The sequence below is a fragment of the Rheinheimera sediminis genome (assembly GCF_004005375.1).
GTDB lineage: Bacteria > Pseudomonadota > Gammaproteobacteria > Enterobacterales > Alteromonadaceae > Pararheinheimera.
The window spans coordinates 34,715-56,904 of sequence record NZ_RZUF01000024.1 but is presented as its reverse complement, the minus strand read 5'-3'; the positions used below and the strand labels follow the sequence as shown (position 1 = coordinate 56,904).

Below are 22,190 nucleotides of genomic sequence, written 5' to 3'. Positions count from 1 at the left end.
GCAGCCCTGGTCAGAATGGAACATCAGGTCTTTTGGCTTCCCACGCTGTTGCCAAGCCATGGACAGAGGAAGTTTGGGGTCAAGTCTTGCCCCGTGCCCCGATGTTTTAGGGGGGGCACATCATTAGTTGTGAATGAATTGGTGATATTTTTCCATTATTTTTTGATTTTATGAACATTTTTTGTTGGTTCTAATTTGATGGGGCACAGGGCAAGACTTGACCCTATAGGTTCAAACGACTGGACACCGGACCACCGGATAGTTAACGGCTGGTTGTAATGAGCGGTAAAACTATGAGCCCGGGAAAGCGGGAGGGTGATGTATTGCCAGAAGCTCTGAATACGGACAAATACTCACTGGATGAAACAGGTGATGAGATACGAAATGACAGTAACACTGTAAAAGACAGCTTCAGATTGGCCAAAATAAACTTATAAGCAGCTGTTCCCTAAATATACAAATTCCATTAGCATCAAATGTACCAATAAAGAGCGCACCTACCGTTTAACAGGCGCTTATCCGTCGTGAACGCAGGATAAGACGCTAAAAAGTTATGCGTAAATTATGAAATCACTATCTATAGCTAGCTTATGTACAGTTCTAACCGTTTTTGTAGTAACTTTTGTTGTCACTGCGGTTGATTCAATTGGAACTGCTTATTCCGGTATAAATATATCGCTATTAATGGCAAGTGTGGCTGCAATAGTGGCCATAGTTGTTGTAATAGCTTGGGCTTTGCCTTTGCATTATGTGCTTAAAAAATTAGAGCGGCAGGAGTTTCATTGGTACTTACTAGCTGCAGTAGTTCCCAGTGTAATATTCATTTATGGTTTTAAGCCGTTCGGTCAAGACTCAAGTGTTGATCTAATGAAACAAACATTGTTTTGCAGCATTTGTGGTCTTATTGGTGCAACCGTATTCTGGTATGTGGCAGTGTATCGTACACGCATAAAGCGCTCAAGCAAGGACGCGCTAACCCGCGCCGCTTAGCTTTGCGTTAAACAGATAGAGGAATAGATCTAGTGTTATCACCTCGCACGATCCGACTGCTCCTAAGGCATTTCGATGCATTAGATGATGTGGTGGCTAGCCGACTCACACGTAAACGACCCTGGTAAGAGGAAGCTCTGACTGGGCTTCTGTGTGATTTACTAGATGCGGAAACCCGAGAGGAGGAAAGGATCTCTTATACGCTTTCGCAACTCCTCGAAGATCTTGGGGGAACCGACGAGGTAAATTGCGAATAAGCCCCTAGATCTGAGACAATCGAAAAAAGCGGGAAGAAGCGGACTTGATCGTACTTTCCTTACCATGTTGATAAACTCATCATGTTGATGATGAAGACGGTGATGAAGACGGTGATGAAGAATATGGCAGCACAACATCGCGTTGCTCGGCGGTCCCTCCCGACAGGCCCCGTGACAGCGGCGTATGAACGCAAGGTGGATGCGGAGGAGGTGAGACGAGATGACGCGCAAGTCGCTCTGGCGGCAAAACTCGATGCCCTGCACGAGTCTCTAAACTCGCTCCCACCAGTACCCGTGCGCACGGACAGACCGACAGAGAGCAGCTCTACAAGCAGCAGTCCGCTGTTACTGTTACTGACGCGATCCTTGGCATCCGCTCAGTCCTTTCTTCGAAAGAAATTCCATTTGTGGTCTTTTGGTCCACCACCGCGAGGCATGTACATTTATGGGCCGGTCGGGGTCGGCAAGAGCTTTCTAATGGATCTCTTTTACGCGTCGGTTAATGTTCCTGATGATTCTTGCTGTAATAATGACAGCCACAGCTTCACACACGTAAAAATTACCAAACGCCGCGTCCACTTTCATGAATTCATGCTAGACGTCCATCATCGAATCTTTGTCTACAAACAGAAGCACCCACGAGATGATGCGATACCCATCATTGCGCAGCAATTGGCACAGGAAGCCCAACTCCTCTGTTTCGATGAATTTCAAGTAACAGACGTTGCCGATGCCATGATTTTGAAACGACTTTTATTATTATTATTGGATTGGAATGTCGTGGTGGTGGCCACCTCGAATCGCTCCCCCGATGCCTTGTATGAGGGAGGCATTAACCGATCCCTCTTTTTGCCATTCATAGACATGTTAAAACACACGTTCGACATTATTTCCATGGAGGATTCCGCCAAGGATTATCGACTCGAAACTCGAGCTGATGGTCAATCCTATTTTTGGTCAAACAAGGATGTTCACGGCGATAATAATAGTGATAACAACATGCAGGCGCAGTTGAAAGAAATATTTGGTGGCACTGCATCCGGAACTGAGGCCGAGGCCATTCACGTACCCTTCGGTCGCACCGTCCAGGTCGCCCGGTTGAATGACCGGTGCGCCTGGTTTGACTTTTCCGAGTTATGCTACCAACCACTCGGCGCGGCCGATTATATTTCCCTCTGCGACCGATTTCAGGTCCTCATCATGGACCGGGTGCCGCAATTAGACGCCAATCACCTCGACGAAGCGCGACGATTCGTGACCCTCATTGACGTGTGTTATGAATATCGCACCCGCTTGGTGCTAGCGGCAAAAGTCCCGCTCGATGAATTATTTGTCGAGTTTGAAGCGCAAGTTGAAAGCAGTGATGGAAATGAAGAGTTGTTTGTCAGTGAGAAGGGGGGGAACTCGAGTTCCTTTGCGACGACCATGATTCGTACCAAAGAGGGTGAACAATTTGAGTGGTCGGCGACGGGTCGAAGTGGCGTGTCACTGGCACAATTATCGGCCGCCAATGATCTCGCCTTTTCCTTTCGACGAGCCGCGTCTCGGTTGGTAGAAATGGGTGGAAAGGAATGGGGACGGCAATGACGAAAGCTTTTTACCTTGCAAACCATTGAACCTATGGCAGATTTTTACCTAGGGAACATGCGAATAAGTCCCTAATATGAAATACAGATTACAAATAAAAACATGCAGCCAATTCATAGCTGCATGGTGGTGGCTTGGTCAATTGACCGCGCAGGCCTTTCGCGCTACTCGCTGCACTCTAGCTGTGCTTGCTGCTGACAACGCGCTTCAGCTTCAGCTAAGGTGGTACCGCCCATACAAAAATCCAGCCTGATAATTTTTTCTTCGGCACTGTCTGGTTTTCCAGTTGTATTGTGCCACTGCCATTTTTTGATCACCTTGGTGGCACCTCTGGCTACACCTTTTACCGGAACCGAGCTTATCAGTTCAACACTTTCGGTTTCACCTTCTTTATCAATAATGACTTTAAACACACCACAACCTGCGACGCCTTTACTTGCCATATCTACAGGATAAAGAGGTGGTACCGGATTAACTCTGGTCCACAAGGCTTCATGCTGCTGTGGTTTTAATTCAGTTAAAATGGTAAAGCCATAGTTCATGGGGGCTGCACTTACTGCAGTGCTTAAGGTTATGGATAGCAGGGCGAAGCTAAGCCTATGTAGTTTCATAAATAGTCCTTTTGTACCAGAGTTGCCTTGAAGGGCCTCTTTGGAGTTCCTATGATTTATCTTGTTGAATAAACTAAAGAATAATTAACTTTGCGTCAACATAATTTCCCAGGTACAGCCAGCTGTTTATTCACAAAGCCGGTAGCCCACACCAGCCTCGGTTTTCAGGTGTTTGGGCGCAGATGGATTGTCTTCAAGTTTTTGCCGCAGCTGTGCCATATGGACGCGAATATACTCAGGTCTGTCCTGGTAATGTTCGCCCCAGACCTGCTGTAAAATTTGGTTATGGGTTAACGCAGAACCTAAATGGCGCACCAGCAGCAATAAAATATCGTATTCGGTTTTGGTTAAATGCACAGCTTCACCGGCTTTGGTCACCAGGCGCTGCACCGGATCCAGCTTGACGTTGGCAAAAGCCAATGGCCTGGTGGTTTTTTGTTGTTGTCGCAATGTGGCTCTGATCCTTGCTAACAGCTCAGCTGAACTAAAAGGTTTAGTCACATAGTCATTGGCGCCGCTATCCAGCGCCTGAACTTTATCTAACTCTTTGCCCCGGGCTGATATCACAATGACTGGCACTTCAGACCAGGAGCGCAGCTGCTGCAGCCACTGAATGCCATCCATATCGGCTAAACCTAAATCCAGTAAAATCAAATCAAAACTATGCTCCTTGAGTAAAGCAAAGCCTTGTTTACCCTGAGCAGTGATCAAGCTCTGATAGCCCTGACTATCCAGCAGGGTTTGTAAGAAACTTTGCAAGCCTGTATCGTCTTCAAGCACCAGCAGGCTGACAGAAAGATCTTTTGCTGTGCCCTTGTTCATCGTGGCCACTCCAATACAGCTGTGATTTGCTGTAGCTTTGGGCAGCTTTGTATTTCAAAACTACCCTGATGCAAACCAGCCACAGCCCGGCAAATATTGATACCCAAGCCATGGCCTTTATCCCGGTTTGACGGCGCTTGATCATTCACAGTATTTGTCAGCCGGATGTAAAAGGCCGATGCTTTCTGCCCCATCTGCAACTCGAAAGGGGCTGCCCCATGATACAAGGCATTTTCCAGCATATTCGCCAGCGCGATTTCCAGTAATTCTAAATCACCTGACAAAGACTCCGCCGCACTGCAGTGCAAAGATGCAGTTAACTCTGTGGCTTTTTCACCTCGTCTGGCCAAAGCGCCAGCCACTAAATCGTCTGAGCTGAAATCTGTAAGCTGAATATGATGCCCTGTCAGTTGGGCTTTGCTCAGCTCAAGCACTTTTTCAAAATGCTGGTTTAAAATCTGACTTTGCTGGTAAATATTCTGCGCCTGTTGTTGGCGCTGCGCTGTACTCAGTTGCAGCTCTGGATCGGCCAACATACTGGATGCGCCCATAATAGTGGCTAAAGGCGTACGTAAATCATGCGACAGGGACCTTAATAGCATAGCTTTTTGTTGCTCCAGTTGAGCTTTTACTCTGTCTTGTTGTGCTTTTTCACGCAATTCCAGCTGAGCATAACTTTGCGCCAATAAAGACTGAGCTGTATGCAATAAAGTGGGATGGCTGGTTAGAAAAGCAGGTGGCACAAGGATCCAGGCAGTCGCAGGAGAGCCAACAGGTAAAACCGCTTGCTCCGCAGCTGCTGCAGGTTGCTGTCCTTGAACAACCTGAACAGCAGCGCCTAAGCGGCGACTTAATAATTTAGCTGCGTAGGCACATTGTTGTGACCAGCTTTGGCGTTGGCCTAAACCTTTGGCCAACATATACATGCCACGGGTTTGTGACATGGCATAACGCAACCGTTTTAATTGCTGCTTTGATTGTTCAGACAGCAGGCTGATTAATAACCCCAATACCACCATCACCACAAAGCTAATAAAGAAACTGGCATCGTGCACATCAAAAGTGTAATAGGGCGGCACAAAACACCAGTTCAGAATTAATACCGACACCAAAGTGGTCAGCGAGGCCCAGCGCCAACCATAATGCTGTGCCTGCCATGCTACCCATAACAATTGCAACATAGCTACATCAGTCGGGCTTATCCATGCACGCAACGGTAAACACAGCAGCACGATCAGCAGCGGCGCCAAAAATGTGCCGGCAAGCTCTGGCAGATAAGAAAATGAAAAACGCAGTGCTTTTGCCATATCAATAGCGCCAGTAAGAGGGGCTAAATAAAATCAGTAAAGTCAGAATTTCCAGTCGCCCCATTAACATACCTAAACTCAGCCACCATTTTGCGGCATCTGGCAAAGTCGCAAAATTACCGGCAGGACCAATAATACTGCCAAGACCTGGACCTACGTTAGCAACTGCTGTTGCGGCACCAGTGATTGACGTAACTAAATCCAGTTCGCAGAAGGATAAGGCCATCGCAATAAAGGCTATGGTAGCAAAATAAATAAAACAAAAGGCCAACACATTGCCCAGTAGTTGATCATCTACTTTTTTTCCGCCGTAACTCTGGCTCCAGACGGCTTTCGGATGTACCAACAGTTTTAACTGTTTCACCAGCAACATTGCGGCGAGCTGTATACGAAATATTTTTAAACCACCTGACGTAGATCCTGAACAAGCCCCGGCAAAAGTCAGGTAGAAAAACAGCATAATGGCCATATTGCCCCACAAGGTATAATCCTCTGAGGCATAACCGCAGGTGGTAATGATCGACACCACATTAAACAAGCTGTGGGTGAGGGCATCAAATACCGCTCTGTCGTTATGCACTACCTGATATCCAGTTAGCAATAGGCTGCAAAACGCCACTATGGCTAAAAAGGCCCGTACTTGTGGGTCGCGCCATAACGCGGTTCGATCTCCTTTGGCGGCGCTTACAAAAAGGACAAAGGGCATAGCGGCCAGCATCATAAAAAAGCTGCTGAGCCAGTAAATTTGTGGCATGTCTTTAAACTGACCAAAAGACGAATCGTAGTTGGCGAATCCACCTGTGGCCACTGTGGTCATGGCATGAGTCACAGCATCAAAACCATTCATACCCGCCAGATAATAGGACACCATAGCGCATAGCGTTAATACCAGATAGACAGAGCCGATAGCGGCGGATAGGGTAGAACTGCGGGGCAAAATTTTGTCTGAGGTATCGGAGTTTTCAGTTTTAAATAGCCGCATACCGCCGATTTTTAGTGCGGGTAAAATGGCAATGGCCATCACAATAATACCTATACCACCTATCCAGTTCAGTACGGCGCGCCAGAACAAAATACCTTTTGGCATAGTGTCCAGGCCTGACAAGACGGTAGACCCAGTGGTGGTGACAGCTGATACAGTCTCAAATACGGCATTGGAGATACTGATGTCCGGCACTATCAACCACAATGGGATAGCCGAAAACACACATAAAGACAACCAGCTTAAAGTAGTGAGTAAAAACAACTGACGATGTTTAATATCTTTTGCTTCACGGCCTTTGTACACCAGGCTATACCCCACAGAAGCGGTAAAAAGCGCTGAGCCAAGAAAAATCCAAAAGCTGCTTTCGTGGTAAAGAATGGAAACTGCCATAGCCACCAGTTTGACGGCCGACAACAGTAATAATAAATGCCCAAGCACCCGGTACATCAAATAACGACTGGAGCTTTTTACTGCAGAACCCAACACCAAAGAGGCGGCCATAAAATTTTATCCGGCGTGAAACAACAACCGGATTTTATAGCTTTGGGTTAAGGCGGGTTATAAAGATTGTATAAGGATTACTGTCGGGGCGGGTCTTGCACCCGCCCGCAGGTTGTCACAACTGACCCTTCAGGTAAGCAACCACACTGCGCGCCAGCGGGCTATGTTCGTAGCCGCCTTCGAGCATAGACACCAAGCGCCCTTCTGAGTAGCGATCGGCCAGCTGTTTCAGTTGTTGGCCAAGCCATAAATAATCCAGCTCTGTTAGTTTCATCTGGCCCATATCATCTTCGATATGCGCATCAAAACCTGCGGAAACTAACACCAGCTCTGGCTGAAATTCATGCATTAAAGGTAGCCATTCATCGGTAAACCTTTGTTGATACAAAGCTCCGCTGGTGCCAGCCGCCAGAGGCATTTTAACAATAGAAGGCGAATGACTGATGGGGTCGGTATAAGGATAAAACGGATGTTGAAAGGACGAGAAAAACTTCACTCTTGGATCATGCTGGAAAATATCTTCGGTGCCATTGCCGTGGTGTACATCAAAATCCACAATCAGCACACGCTGCAAGCCATAATGCTGCATAGCATAAGCTGCTGCTATGGCGACGTTATTAAAGATACAAAAACCTTTGGCCGCTTTGTATTCAGCGTGATGACCTGGCGGGCGTATTAAACAAAAAGCTTGGGTATCTTGGTGTTGCATCACCACATCCACGGCGTTGATGCCCGATCCTGCCGAATACAAAGCTGCGTTAAGTGATTTAGCATTAGCCTGGGTATCGTCATCCAACCAAATATGGCCAGTATCCGGCACTGCATCAAAGACATGGTCAACATAGGACGGACAATGCGCTAAACACAGCTGATCACGACTGGCCGGGCTGGCATCACGTTGCTGCACTACATATTCCAGCCCCGAACTTAATAGCTGGTCCTGCACCGCATGAATGCGCGACGCAGCTTCCGGATGATCATGGCCTATGTCGTAGGACAAACAACGACCGTGACTGAAGATCACTAAACTCATTTACTGCTTCTCTGGTTCCGCTACCTTGAGTGGCAGCTCTAAATAGACTTCATCCGGATCGCCACTGGCGATGCGTTTAAATCCGGCTTTTTCAAACACTTTTTGCATAGGCTTATTATCAGAGCGAACATAAGCCATCATGCGGTTGAGTTCGCGCATACGGGCAATTTTGATCATTTCTTCCAGCAGCCTTTTGGCCATGCCTTTACCGTGTTGTCGCTCACGGGTAACAAAAGCTACTTCTGCACTGTTGTCGGTTTCGTTCAGGTAATAACGCCCTACCGCCTGAATTTCCAGTATCGAACCTTGTTGTTTGACAATACAAAGTGCTAAATCACGGGATTGGTCGACACTGACCAAAGTACAGGATTTTTCCCTACTCATTTGTTTGGGATGGTGGTTGTAACGTAGCAGCAAAGTTTCTTTAGTATGTGAGTAAAAAAACTCCTGCAAGCGGCGCTCATCAGCAGGGTTTAACGCCCGCAAATCAAACTGTTCTCCCGCTATGGTTAAGGTTTTTACACCCACTTTGCCCAATTCGACCACATCTTTTGGGTAGTCTTTTTGATAATGCGGCACCCAGTAGCGGGTACGAACTTCATCCAGCAACTGTTTACGGAACTTAGGATGCGCTACCCGTATCAGCTCCAGCGCCCGTTCGCGGATACTTTTGCCACGTAGGGATGCAACACCAAATTCTGTCACTACATAATGCACATGACCACGGGAGGTCACTACGCCACCACCTTCAGTGATGGTGGCCACTATGCGCGATACAGTGCCGTTTTTAGCCGTTGAGGGTAAGGCAATAATGGGTTTGCCACCTTTACTCATCGACGCGCCGCGGCTGAAATCGACCTGACCACCAATACCGCTGTAAAACTTATGACCTATAGAATCCGATACCACCTGGCCTGTTAAGTCAACTTCGATGGCGCTGTTAATGGCGATCATGGCGTCGTTACGGGCAATATTAGTAGGGGAATTCACATACTCGCTGGGGTAAAACTCAACATGAGGATTGCCATCAACAAAGTCGTATAAAGCTTTACTGCCCATACAAAAACTGGTCACAGTTTTGCCGGGGTGAAAGGTTTTTTTTCTGTTGTTAATCACGCCTTTGGTGATGAGCTCCATCACACCGTCTGAGATCACCTCAGAGTGCACGCCTAAATCTTTATGGTTGCCCAAATAACGTAAAACGGCTTCAGGAATTTTGCCTATGCCCAGCTGCAAGGTCGCGCCATCCTCAATTAACATAGACACGTACTGACCAATTCGTTCTGTCACTTCATCCAGTACTGGAGGGGTTAATTCTGGCAGCTCTTCTTCCTGCTCGATAAAAGCATGAATTTGGCTTTGATGGATAAAGGTATAGCCATTGGTGCGAGGCATCTTAGGGTTAATTTGCGCTATGACTTTTTTCGCTGACCGCACTGCGGCCGAGACGGCATCGACAGAGACACCCAAGGAGCAGTAACCAAAGGCGTCAGGCGGGCTCACCATCACCAAAGCAGCATCTAAGGGCAGAATTTCTTCTTTAAACAGCGCCGGCACTTCAGATAAAAAACAAGGAGTATAGTCAGCACGGCCTTGTGCAACCGCATTACGCACTTTGTCACCGGCAATAAATAACGCATTGATTTTGAATAAGTCGCTATACCGCTCTTCAGCCCAGCAGTTATCAGCCAGCACCATCAGTTGTACCAGCTCTATATCATGCAGGTTTTTACTGCGCGCCATTAAATCTGCCAGCAATGCCGCAGGGGCTGCTGCATGAGAGCCAATAAAAATACGATTACCGGATTGCAGCAATACACCCCAGTCCAGCGATTTTGCCAGCGATTTATCTGATGTTTTGGCCATACCACATCCTTTTTCTTTAGCTTGTCAGAATACAAGGGTTTTGTCAGTGCGACTTAAGTAGGGGCGGTGGTTTGTCCCAGCCCGTCCAGAAATCCAATCAAATCTGAGATTGGTTTATCCCCGCTCTTTGTGGTTAGTATCTGATGAAAGAGAAACACTGTCTCTGATCTGGCGCAACTCATCTGCCAATATCAACCAAAATTCTTGATCCAGACACTGCGCCACATTAAGTCTGGTGTACTGATCGGCATCGGGCAGGGTGCTGAACTGTGAACCCGGAGCTAATACCACCTGACGTTGTTGCAAACGTTCAGACAATAGACTGCTACTGACACCTTCAGGCAACTTGACCCAACATAAAAAACCAGAAGATGGCTCTGCCCATAACTGGCAATCGAGCTGTTTTAATTTTGAAAACACTAAGTTGCGGGCTTGCTGCAAACGACGCTTTAATTGCTCAAGGTGACGGCGATAACCGCCTCCTGTTAACAGCGCGTACACCAGGCGCTCCATGGTATTGGAGGTGGATATACCACTAATGAGTTTTAAGTCAGTCAGGGCCGCTATGGTGGCTGGGGCTGCAGCAATAAAACCTACCCGTAAATCGGCGGACAAAGTTTTCGACATACTGCCTAAGTAAATGGTTTCAAAACCATTGTTTGATTGAAATCCAGCCATCGAAGCGTAACGCGATACCGGCTGAGTTTCAAAGTCGGCGTAGATATCGTCTTCAATCAACAAGCACTGATGCTGTTGCAACAACTGCAACACTGCAAAAGCGCGGGCTGGATGGATGCTTAACGACACAGGGTTCGACAGCACTGAATTGGTTAAATAGGCTTTGGGCTGATACTGCTGCGCCAGTTGCTGCATCACTGCTAAATCCGGCCCTTCTTTAGTGCGGGGCACCACAAGGAGCTGCACCTGATGCAATCTCAGCAAAGCAAAGAAGTTATAAAAGCCTGGATCGTCCACCATCACCCAATCGCCTGGTTTCAGATGCAAACGAAAGACTAAATCCAGTGCATGAGAGGCGCTGTAGGTCAGCAGAATATAAGCGGGTTCTGTGGCAATAGATAACTGCGCTAAACGCTGAGCGAAATACTGGCGCAAAGGGAAATAGCCCTGAGCCGGGCCATAGTCGGTTAAAGACTGTGGTTGACGCGCTAAATCCCGCATCGCCTGGCGTATTTCCTGATCCGGCATCCAATCCGGTGATAACCACCCCGCTGATGCTTTGATCCAGTGAGGTTCTCTCAGCAGTGTTTGGCGCATCAGAGCGACATCCTGTTGTCTGCTGCTTTGGCTGGCACTGGATTCCAGCTGCTGTTGCTGCTCAGTTAAACGACTGACATAAACCCCGCTGCCAGGCTGAGAGCGAACAAAACCAGCGGCAGAGAGCTTTTCATACAGCTCTGCCACGGTAAATTTACTGATCTCTAAATGCGCAGCTAAAAGCCGGATCGATGGCAAGCGCGCACCTGCAACCCAGCGGCCGGATTGGATGGCTTGCTGCGCCTGCAGATACAGCTGACTGCTAAAACTTGCTTTACTGGCTTTATCCAACTGCCACTGGGTCACTGCAATTGTCATGGAATTTTCACCTGTACAGTTTAGTGAGTTTTGCTGCTAACTGTCCTGATTGTCATGGTTTATTGCTTTGTATACTAACTGAAGTTGGCTGACTGTCCAGTCGCTTTTTGGGGAGCATCTTTTATGTCTGCAGTTTCTGTTTCAGAGCAAAACTCAACCGCTTTGCCATTTTGGCAAAAGCCGCTGGTGCAAGGCTTATGGTTTGGCAGCTTAGGTATGCTGATGTTCTCAGCTGGATTACCAGCAACCCGAATGGCGGTGCTTGATATGCCGCCGGTTTTTGTTGGCGCGGGCAGGGCTTTAATAGCGGCACTACTGGCTCTGATATTACTGCTGGTGACCAGACAAAAATTACCTACAGCAAAGCAATGGCAGGGGCTGGCGTTAGTGGCTTTGGGTTCAGTCTTTGCTTACCCGGTGTTATCTGCCTTGGCTTTGCAGCAGGTTGGCGCCAGTCACGGCATTCTGGTCACCAGTGTAATGCCAGTTTTTACCGCCTTTTTTGGCGCATACTTAACTAAACAATGGCCACGACCTGGCTTTTGGCTATTCGCACTGCTGGGGGCTTTTTGTGTGGCGCTTTATGCGTTACAACACAGCACTGGCCCTTTTCAGCTCGCTGACGGCTATCTGGTGTTAGCGAGTTTTTTATGCGGTTTTAGTTATGCCAAAGGGGCTATTTTATCCAAAGAACTCGGCAGCTGGCAGGTGATCTGCTGGGCGCTGGTGATGTCGATTCCAGTCTTGCTGCCCTGGGTCTGGGCTTATCAGCCTGATTATGCAGCTGTGTCGCTGCAATCCTGGCTAGCGCTTGGGTATCTGTCGGTGTTTACCATGTTTATCGGCTTTTTCTGTTGGTACAAAGGGTTAGCTATAGGCGGCATAGCTAAGGTCAGTCAATTGCAGCTGTTATCACCTTTTAGCGCTCTGACGTTGTCAGCGCTGTTGCTGGCTGAACCGCTGCAATGGATCCACTGGATATTGGCGTTGACAGTGGTCGGATGCATAGCTTTAGGCCGACGTTTTGGCTGAGTGTAGTAAAACAGACATATAAACCAGAGATACTTTGAGTTTAGCGTTAAAAAAGCGTATAGTGGCGCGCTATTTTTGGGGCTGTGCTGAAAGGTTTAATGCCAACAGCACAGCTTGTATATGACTCTTTGTTGGATCAAAAACACTGTGATTTCTACCGCAAATATTACGATGCAATTTGGCGCTAAGCCGCTTTTTGAAAATATCTCCGTTAAATTCGGCGACGGTAACCGCTATGGTTTGATTGGCGCCAACGGTTGCGGTAAATCAACCTTTATGAAGATCCTCAGCAAAGAGTTAGACCCAAGTGGTGGTAACATTTTTGTTGAACCTAACCACCGTGTGGCTAAGTTGCATCAGGATCAGTTTGCCTTTGAGCAATACACTGTCATCGATACAGTGATTATGGGCCACGCTGAGCTGTGGAAAGTGAAAGAAGAACGTGACCGTATCTACGCTGATCCAAATATGAGCGAAGAAGACGGTATGCGTGTCGCTGATTTAGAAGTCGCTTTTGGCGAAATGGACGGCTACAGCGCTGAATCCCGTGCCGGCGAATTATTGATTGGCGTAGGTATCCCGGTTGAACAGCATTTTGGCCTGATGTCGTCTGTAGCTCCGGGCTGGAAATTGCGGGTGTTGTTGGCTCAGGTATTATTTGCCGATCCGGAAATTATGCTGCTGGACGAACCGACCAACAACTTGGATATCAACACTATTCGTTGGTTAGAAGAAGTCCTGGCTGAACGTAACAGCACCATGGTTATTATTTCGCACGACCGTCACTTCTTAAACAGCGTTTGTACTCACATGGCTGACTTAGACTACGGCGAGCTGCGTGTTTACCCTGGTAACTACGATGAATACATGACAGCCGCCACTCAGGCGCGTGAACGTTTATTGTCGGATAACGCCAAGAAAAAAGCTCAAATTGCTGAACTGCAAACTTTCGTCAGTCGTTTCTCTGCCAACGCCTCTAAAGCGCGTCAGGCGACGTCACGTGCAAAACAGATTGATAAAATTCAGCTGGCTGAAGTAAAAGCCTCAAGCCGCGTGAACCCATTTATCCGTTTTGATCAGCAAAAGCAGCTGTACCGTTTAGCTTTAGAAGTGACGGAGTTAAACAAGAGCTTTGATGATCTGCACGTACTGAAAAACCTTGATCTGACGATTGAAGTCGGTGAGAAGGTAGCCATTCTGGGTACCAACGGTATTGGTAAAACCACGTTCTTAAAATGTCTGGTTGGTGATTTAACCGCTGAAAAAGGCATAGTGAAATGGTCTGAAAACGTCAATATTGGTTATTACGCTCAGGACCACGAATACGAGTTTGAAGGCGCTCAGAAAGATATGACGCTGTTTAGCTGGATGAGCCAGTGGAAACAGCCGTCAGATGATGAGCAAGCGATCCGTGGTATTTTAGGCCGTTTATTGTTTTCGCAAGATGATATTGCCAAGCCAACACGGGTGTTATCTGGTGGTGAAAAAGGCCGGATGTTATTTGGTAAGCTGATGCTGCAACGCCCTAATATTCTGGTGATGGACGAACCTACCAACCACTTGGATATGGAATCTATTGAGTCGTTGAACATGGCGCTGGAGATGTACAAAGGCACGCTGATTTTTGTCAGCCATGACCGTGAATTTGTATCCTCATTGGCCACCCGTATCGTTGAAATGACAGACAGCGGTGTACGTAACTTCGCTGGCACCTACGAAGATTATTTAGTGCAGCAAGCTGAACTGGCGGCTCGTTCGTAACCACAGCGCTAATGTTGTAAGCTAAGAAGCCGGTCTGAACACCGGCTTTTTTACTTTTGAGCGAGGACTTATCTGGAATGGCAGACAGTGGCGGTCTGATCAGTAGCATCCGGACCATAGACCTTAGCCAACGGCTGGCAGCTTTTCTTAAAACAGAATTGCATTGTGACCAACTGCTGTTGTTGGGCTGCAGGGCTGATAAACATCCGGTTTATTTGTACGACTGCATAGTTACGAAACGTGAGTTTTTGTTTCATCACTATTTAATGGACTCCGACCTGCAAGACCCTTTTTATCTGCATGCCCAACAAGCGACTGACGATGGGCTATGGCGTTTGCAGGATCTGTTTGATTCAGCTAAAGCCCGTAAAAACTACCAAAAGCTGTTTACCGAAAAGACTGGTCTGCATGATGAGCTCTGCCTGAGTTTTAAGCTGGAACCAAAGCATTGGATTGTTTTGTTTATTGGTTATCGCGAACCCAACCAGGCCCGTTATCAAACCAGCTATGAAGTAGTGACACGACTGCAAGCTTTGCTCAGCTCTTTAGTTCGCCAGCATTGGGTGCAGGATAGCTTTGTCCTATCCAGCGCTTCCTCCGAAAAAACCGGGTTACAGTATCAATTGAACCAAGCTTTTTCCTGTTTTGGCCAGTAGTTACTGACAGACAAAGAGTAGCGAATTGCCTGTTTGTTACTGCAGGGTTTTGATTCAGAGGATATAGCCCAGCAGTTGAATATCGCTGTTGGCACTGTCAAAAACCATCGAAAAAAAATCTACGCTAAACTGCAAATCGGTTCATTAAGCGAGTTATTCCAGTTGTTTCTTACACATCTGCTGACCAGCTAAAAACGCCTTTCTTAGCCCTTTAGGGACATGCCTTTTTCTGCACCTGAGCTTTAAGCTGCTGCTTTTCAGTTTATCTTTAGAAAGAGAGCAGCCAATGACAACAGCAGCGGTAAGCAAACCCTGTACTGTGGTTTTGATCCTACAGCGGGCAGCCTGCATATAGGTCATTTGGTGCCTTTGTTGATGCTGAAACGTTTTCAGGATGCAGGCCATCACGTTATAGCGTTAATAGGTGGGGCTACAGGTTTTATCGGCGATCCAGGCTTTAAAGCCACAGAGCGCAATTTAAACGACACAAAAAGTATTCAAACCTGGACTGAACAGCTTGGTTGTCAAATCACGGAGCTGTTGCAAGCCGTGTTATCAGAACCGCTGCAGCTGGTTAATTATGCAGACTGGCTACTTCCAAAAGTAAAGCAAGAGACTTGGTGAGCTCCAAAGCCATAAGGTGTAATGGTGAAGTGATGCAACAAGACCTGAAGATGTCTGACATAAAGCCGCTTCATTACCAGTACTGGCTGTTGCAACGAGGGCACAAGCAGTTTTGCCTGGTGAAATCGGCAAAGTGATACAGCAGATATGCAGATTAAAAGCTTAATTTTGGTCTGCATCCTTGTTTTCTCTTAATTCAATCCCATTGATTAAGAACAGGTTAACCCTTTGTTTCATTGAGCGTGCCGCTTTAGATGTGCTAGGGTAACAGCGTTATTTCAGCAACACGGAGTTTCTTATGAAAATTAATATTGGTATTGAAGATAACGATCGTAAAGCCATTGCTGATGGTTTAGCTGTGTTATTGGCTGATACATATACATTGTATCTGAAAACACATAATTACCACTGGAACGTGACAGGTCCTATGTTCCAGACGCTGCATGTGTTGTTTGAAACTCAGTACACTGAGCTGTCGCTAGCAGTGGATTTGATTGCAGAACGCATTCGTGCTTTAGGTGAATTTGCACCTGGTTCTTACAAAGAGTTTGCCAAATTGACCAGCATTAAAGAAGCGGATGGTATTCCGAATGCTCAGGATATGATCAAAGATCTGGTGAAAGGTCAGGAAGCTTTGGCAAAATCAGCGCGTGCTATTGTGCCTGTTGCTGATAAAGCGTCTGATGAACCTACATTAGATTTATTAACACAGCGTATGCAGGTGCATGAGAAAAATGCATGGATGCTCAGAAGCTTATTAGGTTAGGTTTTCCATCATCCATTCACAGGCTTACCTCTTTCCACCCTGGGTGAGCCTCTTTAGTTTTTCATTTTATTGATTTAGCACAAGTAGAACTATTGCTTTGAATATTCTGGCTCTTGTACTATCAGCCACGAAGTTGCCAAAGGGGTTCGTATGTGGTTCGATAAAAAATATAAAGCAGAAAATGCGCAGCTGAAATTGCAAGTGCTGCAGCAAGCGCAGCAACTAGAATCAGAGCGACGAGAGGCCCAAGCCGAACAGCTGCGTCTGGCAGCTGAACTACAACAGCTAGAACTGACGCTGCAGGCAACAATGCAAGTCAGAACCCAGCAATTAGCCGGTGGTTCGATGCTCGAAGCTATACGAGCAGCTTTACTGGAAAACGCTAATCAGTTGTCTGAAGAAAAGCAATCTCTGGTGCGGATGTCTGATGTATTCAGTCAGACTCGTCAGGCGATAGCACAGTTGTCAAACAGGGCCCAGGTGATCCGTAAAGACGCCGAACATAGTGCTGAAAGCGTACGATTGCTGGGTCAGAGCTCTCAATCCGTCAATCAGCTTATTTCCAGCATTCAGGAAATTTCAGATCAAACCAATTTATTGGCACTCAATGCTGCTATTGAAGCCGCAAGGGCTGGCGAGGCTGGACGGGGTTTTGCTGTAGTCGCGGATGAAGTGAGAACTCTTGCGAGCAAAGCCCATCAGGCGTCCACTCAGATAGAGCAACTGATTAAACAAATGATCAGTCAAACTCAGCAGATAGAACAAAGTGCAATTCAGAGTTTACAAAGTGCAGCTGAAGTGAGTGTGTCGTCACAACAAATTGATGCAGTAGTGACTGATGTGGTGAATTGTTCCAGCCATATGCAAAACGTTATCAATGATTCGGCAACTGTTGCATTTTTAAATACAGTGAAGTTGGACCACGTTGTTTGGAAAAATGCTGTTTATAGCCTGATAGCAAAAGGCGACTTCACTTCTAAGGTCAATTTGCATACCGAGTGTCGGTTGGGGCAATGGTATTTCAAGGGGCAGGGTGCCGCGAACTACAGTCATTTACCTGCCTTTAAATCTATTGATCAGCCACACAAAGCAGTGCATGACTTAGGCCGTCAGGCCCTGGAAGCAGGCTCCAATGACGAAGAGGGCAAAATGGCAATGTATTTGGCACAGATGGAACAGGCGTCTTTAAAAGTAACAGATGCTTTAACTGCAATGCAGAACCAAGTGGTTACCGTAGATAAAATCGGCTGTTAAATCTCACCTTGCTTTATATTCAAATTGAAGAGGCCAGTTTTTACTAACTGGCTTTTTTGATCCTACCGGCTTGTTTCAGTCGTGTTCCAAGATGAAAAGTGCCTGCCATATGATAAGTTTTTAACTGTCATTTCGTTCGTTATATTCGATTTTACCTTGTAACTCTATCCGGCTTATTATCAAGTCGTTCCTTGAGTAACCCAGAAGTATGACGAGAAGCTGCTGATGGGTTGTGCAGAACCAATACGTACTTGTTGTGGTCATTTATCCGCCCTTTGCCTCTGTTCCAGCAATGAAACAGGGGCTTTTTTAGCAACAGGCGTTTTTAGCGTCGTACTTGAAGCTGCAGCTTTGTTGACTATGCCACTCGGCCCGATCACATAGGTTTACTATGCTCCCGGGCACTCACTGGCTTGTCGCCTCGCTGCAACTCCAAATTACTTAGGTATAGAACTTAGTAGGTTTCCTGAATTACAGAGGTTGTTATGAAACGTATAGTACTATTTCTAATCACGAACTTAGCTGTGATGTTAGTGCTGAGCATCGTTTTGAGTATCGTGTTTAAAGTCTTTGGTATTGATAACCGCAGCATGGGTGGGTTGTTGATATTTGCTGCAGTCTTTGGTTTTGGTGGATCCTTTATTTCTTTAGCTATGTCGAAATGGATGGCCAAACGTTCAACGGGCGCTGTGGTGATCACAGAACCGTCAAACGCGACTGAACACTGGCTGGTCAGCACAGTGCAACGCCAGGCCAAGCAGGCAGGTATTGGCATGCCGGAAGTGGCTATTTATGATTCGCCGGAAATTAATGCCTTTGCCACTGGTATGAGCCGAAATAACGCCTTGGTCGCTGTCAGCACAGGTTTATTGCAGGCGATGACACAGCAGGAAGCTGAAGCTGTACTTGCGCATGAAGTATCACATGTGGCAAACGGGGATATGGTCACTTTGACCCTTATTCAGGGTGTGGTGAATACCTTTGTTATTTTCTTTGCTCGCGTAGTCGCTGGCATTATTGATAACTTCTTTCGCTCCAACGATGAAGAGGAAAGTCAGGGCGGTGGTATCAGTTACATGATCACTGTGTTTGTGTTGGAAATGATCTTTGGCGTACTGGCCAGTATTATTGTGATGTGGTTCTCTCGTCAGCGTGAATACAAAGCCGATGCTGGTGCTGCCCGTTTAGTGGGTTCAGAGGCAATGGTCGCAGCGTTACAACGTTTGAAAGGTAATCATGAAAGCCAGTTACAGGGTTCAATGACGGCGTTTGGTCTGGCGGCTAAACCTGCGCCTTCTGAGCTGTTTATGAGTCATCCACCTTTGGATAAAAGGATCCAGGCATTACAAAGCCGTTCTTTTGAAGGTTAAGTTAAGCTTGTTCTGTTTAGTCTGAAAAGCGCCCCGGATCAACCGGGGCTTTTTTTTGGATTGAATTAAATCCGGAACGCTCTGGCGTTTGTTAATAATTCAGTAGCAAGTTGTTCCTGCTCTTTAGCAGTGTGGTTTAGTTCAGACATGGCTTGCTCGGTACGTTCTGCCAATCCTTGTACCGCTATCAGTTCGTCACGCATTTGCTGATTTTGCTGGTATTGTCGTTCGCTGGCCTGAGCTATCTGCGCAGTATCAGTACTGACTTGCGCAATCAGCTGTTTAATTTCACCCAACGCATCCAGAGCCTGTTCAGAACCCGTGACACAAAGTTCGGCACTTTGCCGCTCTTTGGCTAAATCAAGCGCGGTTTCATCCACTGTACTCATTAATCGATCTAACATATGTTGAATTTCCATCGTAGCTTGCCGGGTGCTGCCTGATAAACGCCTCACTTCGTCTGCGACAACAGCAAAACCCCGGCCATGTTCTCCGGCACGGGCTGCTTCGATAGCAGCATTGAGCGCGAGCAAGTTGGTTTGTTCTGAAATTCCTTTGATTGTGTCAAGTACTGTGACTATATCTGTTGCAGCTGAGCGTAAGTGATCCATACTCTGACCGGAAGAACTGACTTGAGTAGCAAGATGCCGCATTGAGCTGGCGACTAATTCGACAGCTTTATAGCCGGAATCGGCTTGTTGGTTGGCATGATTTGTCTGGCTGGCTGAATTACGTAATAGTTCTGCTGAGCTTTGAAGTTGCAGGTCCAGTTGTTGAGACTGCTGCAAGAGCTGAGCTATGGCCATTCCTTGTTGCATCGCTGAGTTTTTACAACCTTGGCTTATGTGCAGGTTTTGAGTCGCTGCAGACGCACTTTGCTCAGAAGTCGTTGAAAGCTTAGCAACTAAGGCACCGAAAGCAGAAAATAACTTATTCAATGCAATCCCTATATCAGCTAACTCGTCGTTTGACTCAAGTTTAAAGCGCACTGTTAAATCATGAGACTTGGCTGAGTTCTCTATACTCTGATGTAGCGTCAGCATAGGTTTGGCAAAGCGTCGTGCTAGCACAAATACCAGTAAAACCACCAGTATGCCAAGTAGTAGCACTGAGAGTAGGGTACTTAAAATCAAGTTGGTTCTAATGGTACTGACGGCTGCCATGCTTTCAGTCAAATTTTGTTGCACAATAAGGGCATAGCGCTGAGGACCAATCTGCATCGGACGCCAGCTGATCAGTGAATCTATACCTCTGTAATCTTCAGCTTCAGCCACTCCGGACTGACCTGATAAAGCGGCTTTAATTTGTGGCAGTTGCAGCTTGGTATGACCGCCTAAGCCATAAGGTCCGACTTTGAACTCGGGATAGTTGGCTATAAAATTTGATTTGTCGGTAAGATAAGGTCTTATTTCTGTAACCAGCTTGTGATTTTCGTCTACAAGATACAAATCTCCTGTTTGGCCTAAGCCTAGATCCTGCCATTTTTGATTGGCGGTCATCAAATCTGTAAAACGACTTACAGGGTATTGAGCTATCAAAAAACCTATAGGATTATCTGCACTAGTTGGGTGGAATACAGGCACGCCAAAAAATAATACTTGTTGTTGGAAAGCGCCAGAGAAGGCGCTGATAGCAGAAATCTGCAAGCCTGCTTTAGGTTTTAATTTCAGGTCCCTAACTAAAATGGCCAGTTCAGTTTCAGCAAAGGCACCATTCTGTAAGTTACTGGCAAAAACAGGTCCTTTATTGACGTTATACAGCACGTCCAGACTATTGGCATCGACCAACATCAGATCCTGAAAGCCATAGCGGTCAACTATTTCCTTAAAGCTGCTGTGATACTTTTTATGCTGCTGGCCATAAACAGAGCCATCGCTGAGGTCTTCTAACAGCTGTTGCTTGCCCAGAGGCTGCGGGTTATCGGCAACATAAAATTTTTGCAGCAATAAAGTTTCGAACTTTGATTTTTCCAGCCATAGAGTGGCAGGAGCTGAGAGCCCCTGGGTCTGATCCTGATAATAAGCCTGGTACTTTGCAGCATACCAGTCGCCCATTTGCTGTTTTAACTCATCCATCTTAGGTGCCGAAACTTCGTAACGATAGGATACAAAAGGATTCTTAAAGCTGTAAATGGCTTCCTGAGTCAAACGATTGTGTGCCAGGGCATTGAGTAATTGTTGCTGACTTTCAAGCTGGGTCATCAGCATAGTATGTCTGCTGGCAGCAAGAGCCTGAAATTGTTGTTCAGCACTTTGATGTACAGCATCAGAACTGTCTTTTAAAGCTAATAAACCACTGGCGCTGGCGGATAAAATAACCGCCATGACAGTTAATAAGCCTGCACCGAAGGTTAATTTTCTGGCGATATTCATACTACTTCTATCTCCGCTAAGATCCATGCGAAAACAGAGTAGAGGTCGGAGGTTTCACTATTATGACAACGAGGTCTGCGGATGTTTGGATGGCTATTCATTGCGCATTGTATTAATCTAAAGCGCTATTTTTACTATGGAACCATGTTCTGGCCAGGTGTTCTCAGCCGCTAGTGCCGAAGGAAACTGTGCATTCGAACAGGGAGAGACGGGCCACATGCTACTTGTAATTGTGACTGATATTTTTGGAGCCCAGTCTGAATTGTTACTGCAGTTTGAGCAGCTTCATTCTGACTATGTCTGTATACAACCTTACGATCATCAGCCGCCGGTATTTTCAGACGATCACCATGCGTATCAGTATTTTCTGCAGCATGGAGGTCTTGATGCCTACACCTATAAACTCAATAGGTGTTTAACTGAATATGCAGTACAACAACAACCTGTATTTTTGCTTGGTTTTAGTGCCGGTGCCGCAGCTTGTTGGATGAATCTTGCATCTAAACAGTTGACAATCAAAGCTTGCGTTGGTTTTTATGGTAGCCAGATTCGGCAGATGACTCATCTGACACCGTTTTATCCAACAGAACTTATATTTGCTGAAGAAACACATTTTTCGGTGCCGGAGTTGATGAGCGCATTAGCGGATAAAGCTAATCTAAAACAGAGCCTTGTACCTTATCCTCATGGTTTTATAAATGTTTTATCACAAGGTTATAGCGCTGAAGCCGCTGGGGTCTATTGGGAAAAAATAAAGGCCGGATATTTTATACAGTGATCCAGCCTTTATTGAGCAGCTTTAG

At 46.5% G+C, this 22,190-nt stretch carries 21 protein-coding genes and 1 pseudogene; 14 read left to right on the top strand and 8 right to left on the bottom strand.

Annotation, left to right across the window (positions count from 1 at the left end; genetic code table 11):
* Window positions 1-278 precede the first annotated feature (278 nt).
* The 3 genes from EMM73_RS20095 to zapE all read left to right on the top strand — a co-directional run bounded on the left by EMM73_RS20095 (window position 279) and on the right by zapE (window position 2,834).
* Window positions 279-437 carry a hypothetical protein gene (locus EMM73_RS20095; protein ID WP_186435264.1) on the top strand — a complete coding sequence of 53 codons (159 nt, stop codon included), beginning with the start codon at window positions 279-281 and terminating at the stop codon, window positions 435-437.
* A 127-nt stretch (window positions 438-564) separates the two neighbouring features.
* Window positions 565-990, top strand: a complete 426-nt coding sequence (locus EMM73_RS16200; RefSeq protein WP_127687848.1) for a hypothetical protein — start codon at window positions 565-567, stop codon at window positions 988-990.
* Window positions 991-1,328: 338 nt separating this feature from the next.
* Window positions 1,329-2,834: a cell division protein ZapE gene (gene zapE, locus EMM73_RS16195; RefSeq protein WP_127687847.1), complete on the top strand. Its 1,506-nt coding sequence runs from the start codon at window positions 1,329-1,331 to the stop codon at window positions 2,832-2,834.
* A gap of 164 nt (window positions 2,835-2,998) precedes the next feature.
* Here zapE and EMM73_RS16190 read toward each other — a convergent pair whose 3' ends face one another.
* The 7 genes from EMM73_RS16190 to EMM73_RS16160 form a co-directional block, all read right to left on the bottom strand.
* The gene (locus EMM73_RS16190) at window positions 2,999-3,445 is read right to left on the bottom strand and encodes an energy transducer TonB (protein ID WP_127687846.1); all 447 of its coding nucleotides are present in this window, start codon (window positions 3,443-3,445) and stop codon (window positions 2,999-3,001) included.
* Between the two features lie 126 nt (window positions 3,446-3,571).
* Window positions 3,572-4,267 (bottom strand): response regulator, encoded by a 696-nt coding sequence (locus EMM73_RS16185; RefSeq protein WP_127687845.1) that lies wholly within the window; start codon window positions 4,265-4,267, stop codon window positions 3,572-3,574.
* Entirely contained in the window at window positions 4,264-5,574 is a 1,311-nt protein-coding gene (locus EMM73_RS16180; RefSeq protein ID WP_127687844.1) for a sensor histidine kinase, read from the bottom strand. The genes EMM73_RS16185 and EMM73_RS16180 overlap by 4 nt, the downstream gene beginning before the upstream one ends.
* A 1-nt stretch (window position 5,575) precedes the next feature.
* The gene (locus EMM73_RS16175; protein WP_127687843.1) at window positions 5,576-7,060 is read right to left on the bottom strand and encodes a TrkH family potassium uptake protein; all 1,485 of its coding nucleotides are present in this window, start codon (window positions 7,058-7,060) and stop codon (window positions 5,576-5,578) included.
* A 115-nt stretch (window positions 7,061-7,175) separates the two neighbouring features.
* On the bottom strand, window positions 7,176-8,093 hold the full coding sequence (locus tag EMM73_RS16170) for a histone deacetylase family protein (RefSeq protein WP_127687842.1): 918 nt from the start codon (window positions 8,091-8,093) through the stop codon (window positions 7,176-7,178).
* On the bottom strand, window positions 8,094-9,959 hold the full coding sequence (locus EMM73_RS16165) for a GNAT family N-acetyltransferase (protein WP_127687841.1): 1,866 nt from the start codon (window positions 9,957-9,959) through the stop codon (window positions 8,094-8,096).
* Window positions 9,960-10,073: 114 nt separating this feature from the next.
* A complete protein-coding gene (locus EMM73_RS16160) occupies window positions 10,074-11,552 on the bottom strand; it encodes an aminotransferase-like domain-containing protein (RefSeq protein ID WP_127687840.1) in 1,479 nt (492 codons plus the stop codon).
* A 123-nt stretch (window positions 11,553-11,675) separates the two neighbouring features.
* Between EMM73_RS16160 and EMM73_RS16155 the strand changes: the two genes are divergently transcribed.
* From EMM73_RS16155 to htpX, 10 genes and pseudogenes are all read left to right on the top strand, one after another.
* The gene (locus tag EMM73_RS16155; protein ID WP_127687839.1) at window positions 11,676-12,584 is read left to right on the top strand and encodes a DMT family transporter; all 909 of its coding nucleotides are present in this window, start codon (window positions 11,676-11,678) and stop codon (window positions 12,582-12,584) included.
* 147 nt (window positions 12,585-12,731) lie between these two features.
* Complete coding sequence (locus EMM73_RS16150) at window positions 12,732-14,345, top strand: ABC-F family ATPase (RefSeq protein WP_127687838.1); 1,614 nt, start codon at window positions 12,732-12,734, stop codon at window positions 14,343-14,345.
* A 77-nt stretch (window positions 14,346-14,422) separates the two neighbouring features.
* Entirely contained in the window at window positions 14,423-15,001 is a 579-nt protein-coding gene (locus tag EMM73_RS16145) for a LuxR family transcriptional regulator (protein WP_222422689.1), read from the top strand.
* Window positions 15,002-15,034: 33 nt separating this feature from the next.
* Entirely contained in the window at window positions 15,035-15,193 is a 159-nt protein-coding gene (locus EMM73_RS20550) for a helix-turn-helix domain-containing protein (protein WP_222422688.1), read from the top strand.
* 72 nt (window positions 15,194-15,265) lie between these two features.
* Window positions 15,266-15,625 (top strand): tyrosine--tRNA ligase, encoded by a 360-nt coding sequence (gene tyrS / locus EMM73_RS16140; protein ID WP_127687837.1) that lies wholly within the window; start codon window positions 15,266-15,268, stop codon window positions 15,623-15,625.
* Complete coding sequence (locus tag EMM73_RS20545) at window positions 15,622-15,762, top strand: hypothetical protein (RefSeq protein WP_409994312.1); 141 nt, start codon at window positions 15,622-15,624, stop codon at window positions 15,760-15,762. Before tyrS ends, EMM73_RS20545 begins: the two co-directional genes overlap by 4 nt.
* Before the next feature lie 161 nt (window positions 15,763-15,923).
* Window positions 15,924-16,391 (top strand): Dps family protein, encoded by a 468-nt coding sequence (locus tag EMM73_RS16135; RefSeq protein WP_127687836.1) that lies wholly within the window; start codon window positions 15,924-15,926, stop codon window positions 16,389-16,391.
* A gap of 150 nt (window positions 16,392-16,541) precedes the next feature.
* Window positions 16,542-17,216: pseudogene (locus EMM73_RS20540) on the top strand (methyl-accepting chemotaxis protein); the annotation flags it as partial.
* A 36-nt stretch (window positions 17,217-17,252) separates the two neighbouring features.
* Window positions 17,253-17,645, top strand: coding sequence for a CZB domain-containing protein (locus EMM73_RS20535; RefSeq protein WP_409994313.1), 393 nt, complete (start codon window positions 17,253-17,255; stop codon window positions 17,643-17,645).
* Window positions 17,646-18,130: 485 nt separating this feature from the next.
* Entirely contained in the window at window positions 18,131-19,015 is an 885-nt protein-coding gene (htpX, locus tag EMM73_RS16125; RefSeq protein WP_127687834.1) for a protease HtpX, read from the top strand.
* Between the two features lie 65 nt (window positions 19,016-19,080).
* Here htpX and EMM73_RS16120 read toward each other — a convergent pair whose 3' ends face one another.
* Window positions 19,081-21,387: a methyl-accepting chemotaxis protein gene (locus EMM73_RS16120; RefSeq protein WP_186435263.1), complete on the bottom strand. Its 2,307-nt coding sequence runs from the start codon at window positions 21,385-21,387 to the stop codon at window positions 19,081-19,083.
* A gap of 136 nt (window positions 21,388-21,523) precedes the next feature.
* On the opposite strand from EMM73_RS16120, the gene EMM73_RS16115 reads away from it, so the two are divergent.
* Window positions 21,524-22,165 (top strand): dienelactone hydrolase family protein, encoded by a 642-nt coding sequence (locus tag EMM73_RS16115; RefSeq protein ID WP_127687832.1) that lies wholly within the window; start codon window positions 21,524-21,526, stop codon window positions 22,163-22,165.
* Window positions 22,166-22,190: the final 25 nt, after the last annotated feature.

Excerpts from the sequence above, each read along its gene's own strand:
- EMM73_RS20535 (WP_409994313.1), top strand. The coding sequence starts at position 17,253 with ATGCAAAACGTTATCAATGATTCGGCAACTGTTGCATTTTTAAATACA.
- EMM73_RS16165 (WP_127687841.1), bottom strand. The coding sequence starts at position 9,959 with ATGGCCAAAACATCAGATAAATCGCTGGCAAAATCGCTGGACTGGGGT.
- EMM73_RS16135 (WP_127687836.1), top strand. The coding sequence starts at position 15,924 with ATGAAAATTAATATTGGTATTGAAGATAACGATCGTAAAGCCATTGCT.
- EMM73_RS16155 (WP_127687839.1), top strand. The coding sequence starts at position 11,676 with ATGTCTGCAGTTTCTGTTTCAGAGCAAAACTCAACCGCTTTGCCATTT.
- EMM73_RS16190 (WP_127687846.1), bottom strand. The coding sequence starts at position 3,445 with ATGAAACTACATAGGCTTAGCTTCGCCCTGCTATCCATAACCTTAAGC.
- EMM73_RS16180 (WP_127687844.1), bottom strand. The coding sequence starts at position 5,574 with ATGGCAAAAGCACTGCGTTTTTCATTTTCTTATCTGCCAGAGCTTGCC.
- EMM73_RS16145 (WP_222422689.1), top strand. The coding sequence starts at position 14,423 with ATGGCAGACAGTGGCGGTCTGATCAGTAGCATCCGGACCATAGACCTT.
- EMM73_RS16200 (WP_127687848.1), top strand. The coding sequence starts at position 565 with ATGAAATCACTATCTATAGCTAGCTTATGTACAGTTCTAACCGTTTTT.
- zapE (WP_127687847.1), top strand. The coding sequence starts at position 1,329 with ATGTTGATGATGAAGACGGTGATGAAGACGGTGATGAAGAATATGGCA.
- EMM73_RS16120 (WP_186435263.1), bottom strand. The coding sequence starts at position 21,387 with ATGAATATCGCCAGAAAATTAACCTTCGGTGCAGGCTTATTAACTGTC.
- EMM73_RS16175 (WP_127687843.1), bottom strand. The coding sequence starts at position 7,060 with ATGGCCGCCTCTTTGGTGTTGGGTTCTGCAGTAAAAAGCTCCAGTCGT.
- EMM73_RS20095 (WP_186435264.1), top strand. The coding sequence starts at position 279 with ATGAGCGGTAAAACTATGAGCCCGGGAAAGCGGGAGGGTGATGTATTG.
- EMM73_RS16170 (WP_127687842.1), bottom strand. The coding sequence starts at position 8,093 with ATGAGTTTAGTGATCTTCAGTCACGGTCGTTGTTTGTCCTACGACATA.
- htpX (WP_127687834.1), top strand. The coding sequence starts at position 18,131 with ATGAAACGTATAGTACTATTTCTAATCACGAACTTAGCTGTGATGTTA.
- EMM73_RS16115 (WP_127687832.1), top strand. The coding sequence starts at position 21,524 with ATGGAACCATGTTCTGGCCAGGTGTTCTCAGCCGCTAGTGCCGAAGGA.
- EMM73_RS16160 (WP_127687840.1), bottom strand. The coding sequence starts at position 11,552 with ATGACAATTGCAGTGACCCAGTGGCAGTTGGATAAAGCCAGTAAAGCA.
- EMM73_RS16185 (WP_127687845.1), bottom strand. The coding sequence starts at position 4,267 with ATGAACAAGGGCACAGCAAAAGATCTTTCTGTCAGCCTGCTGGTGCTT.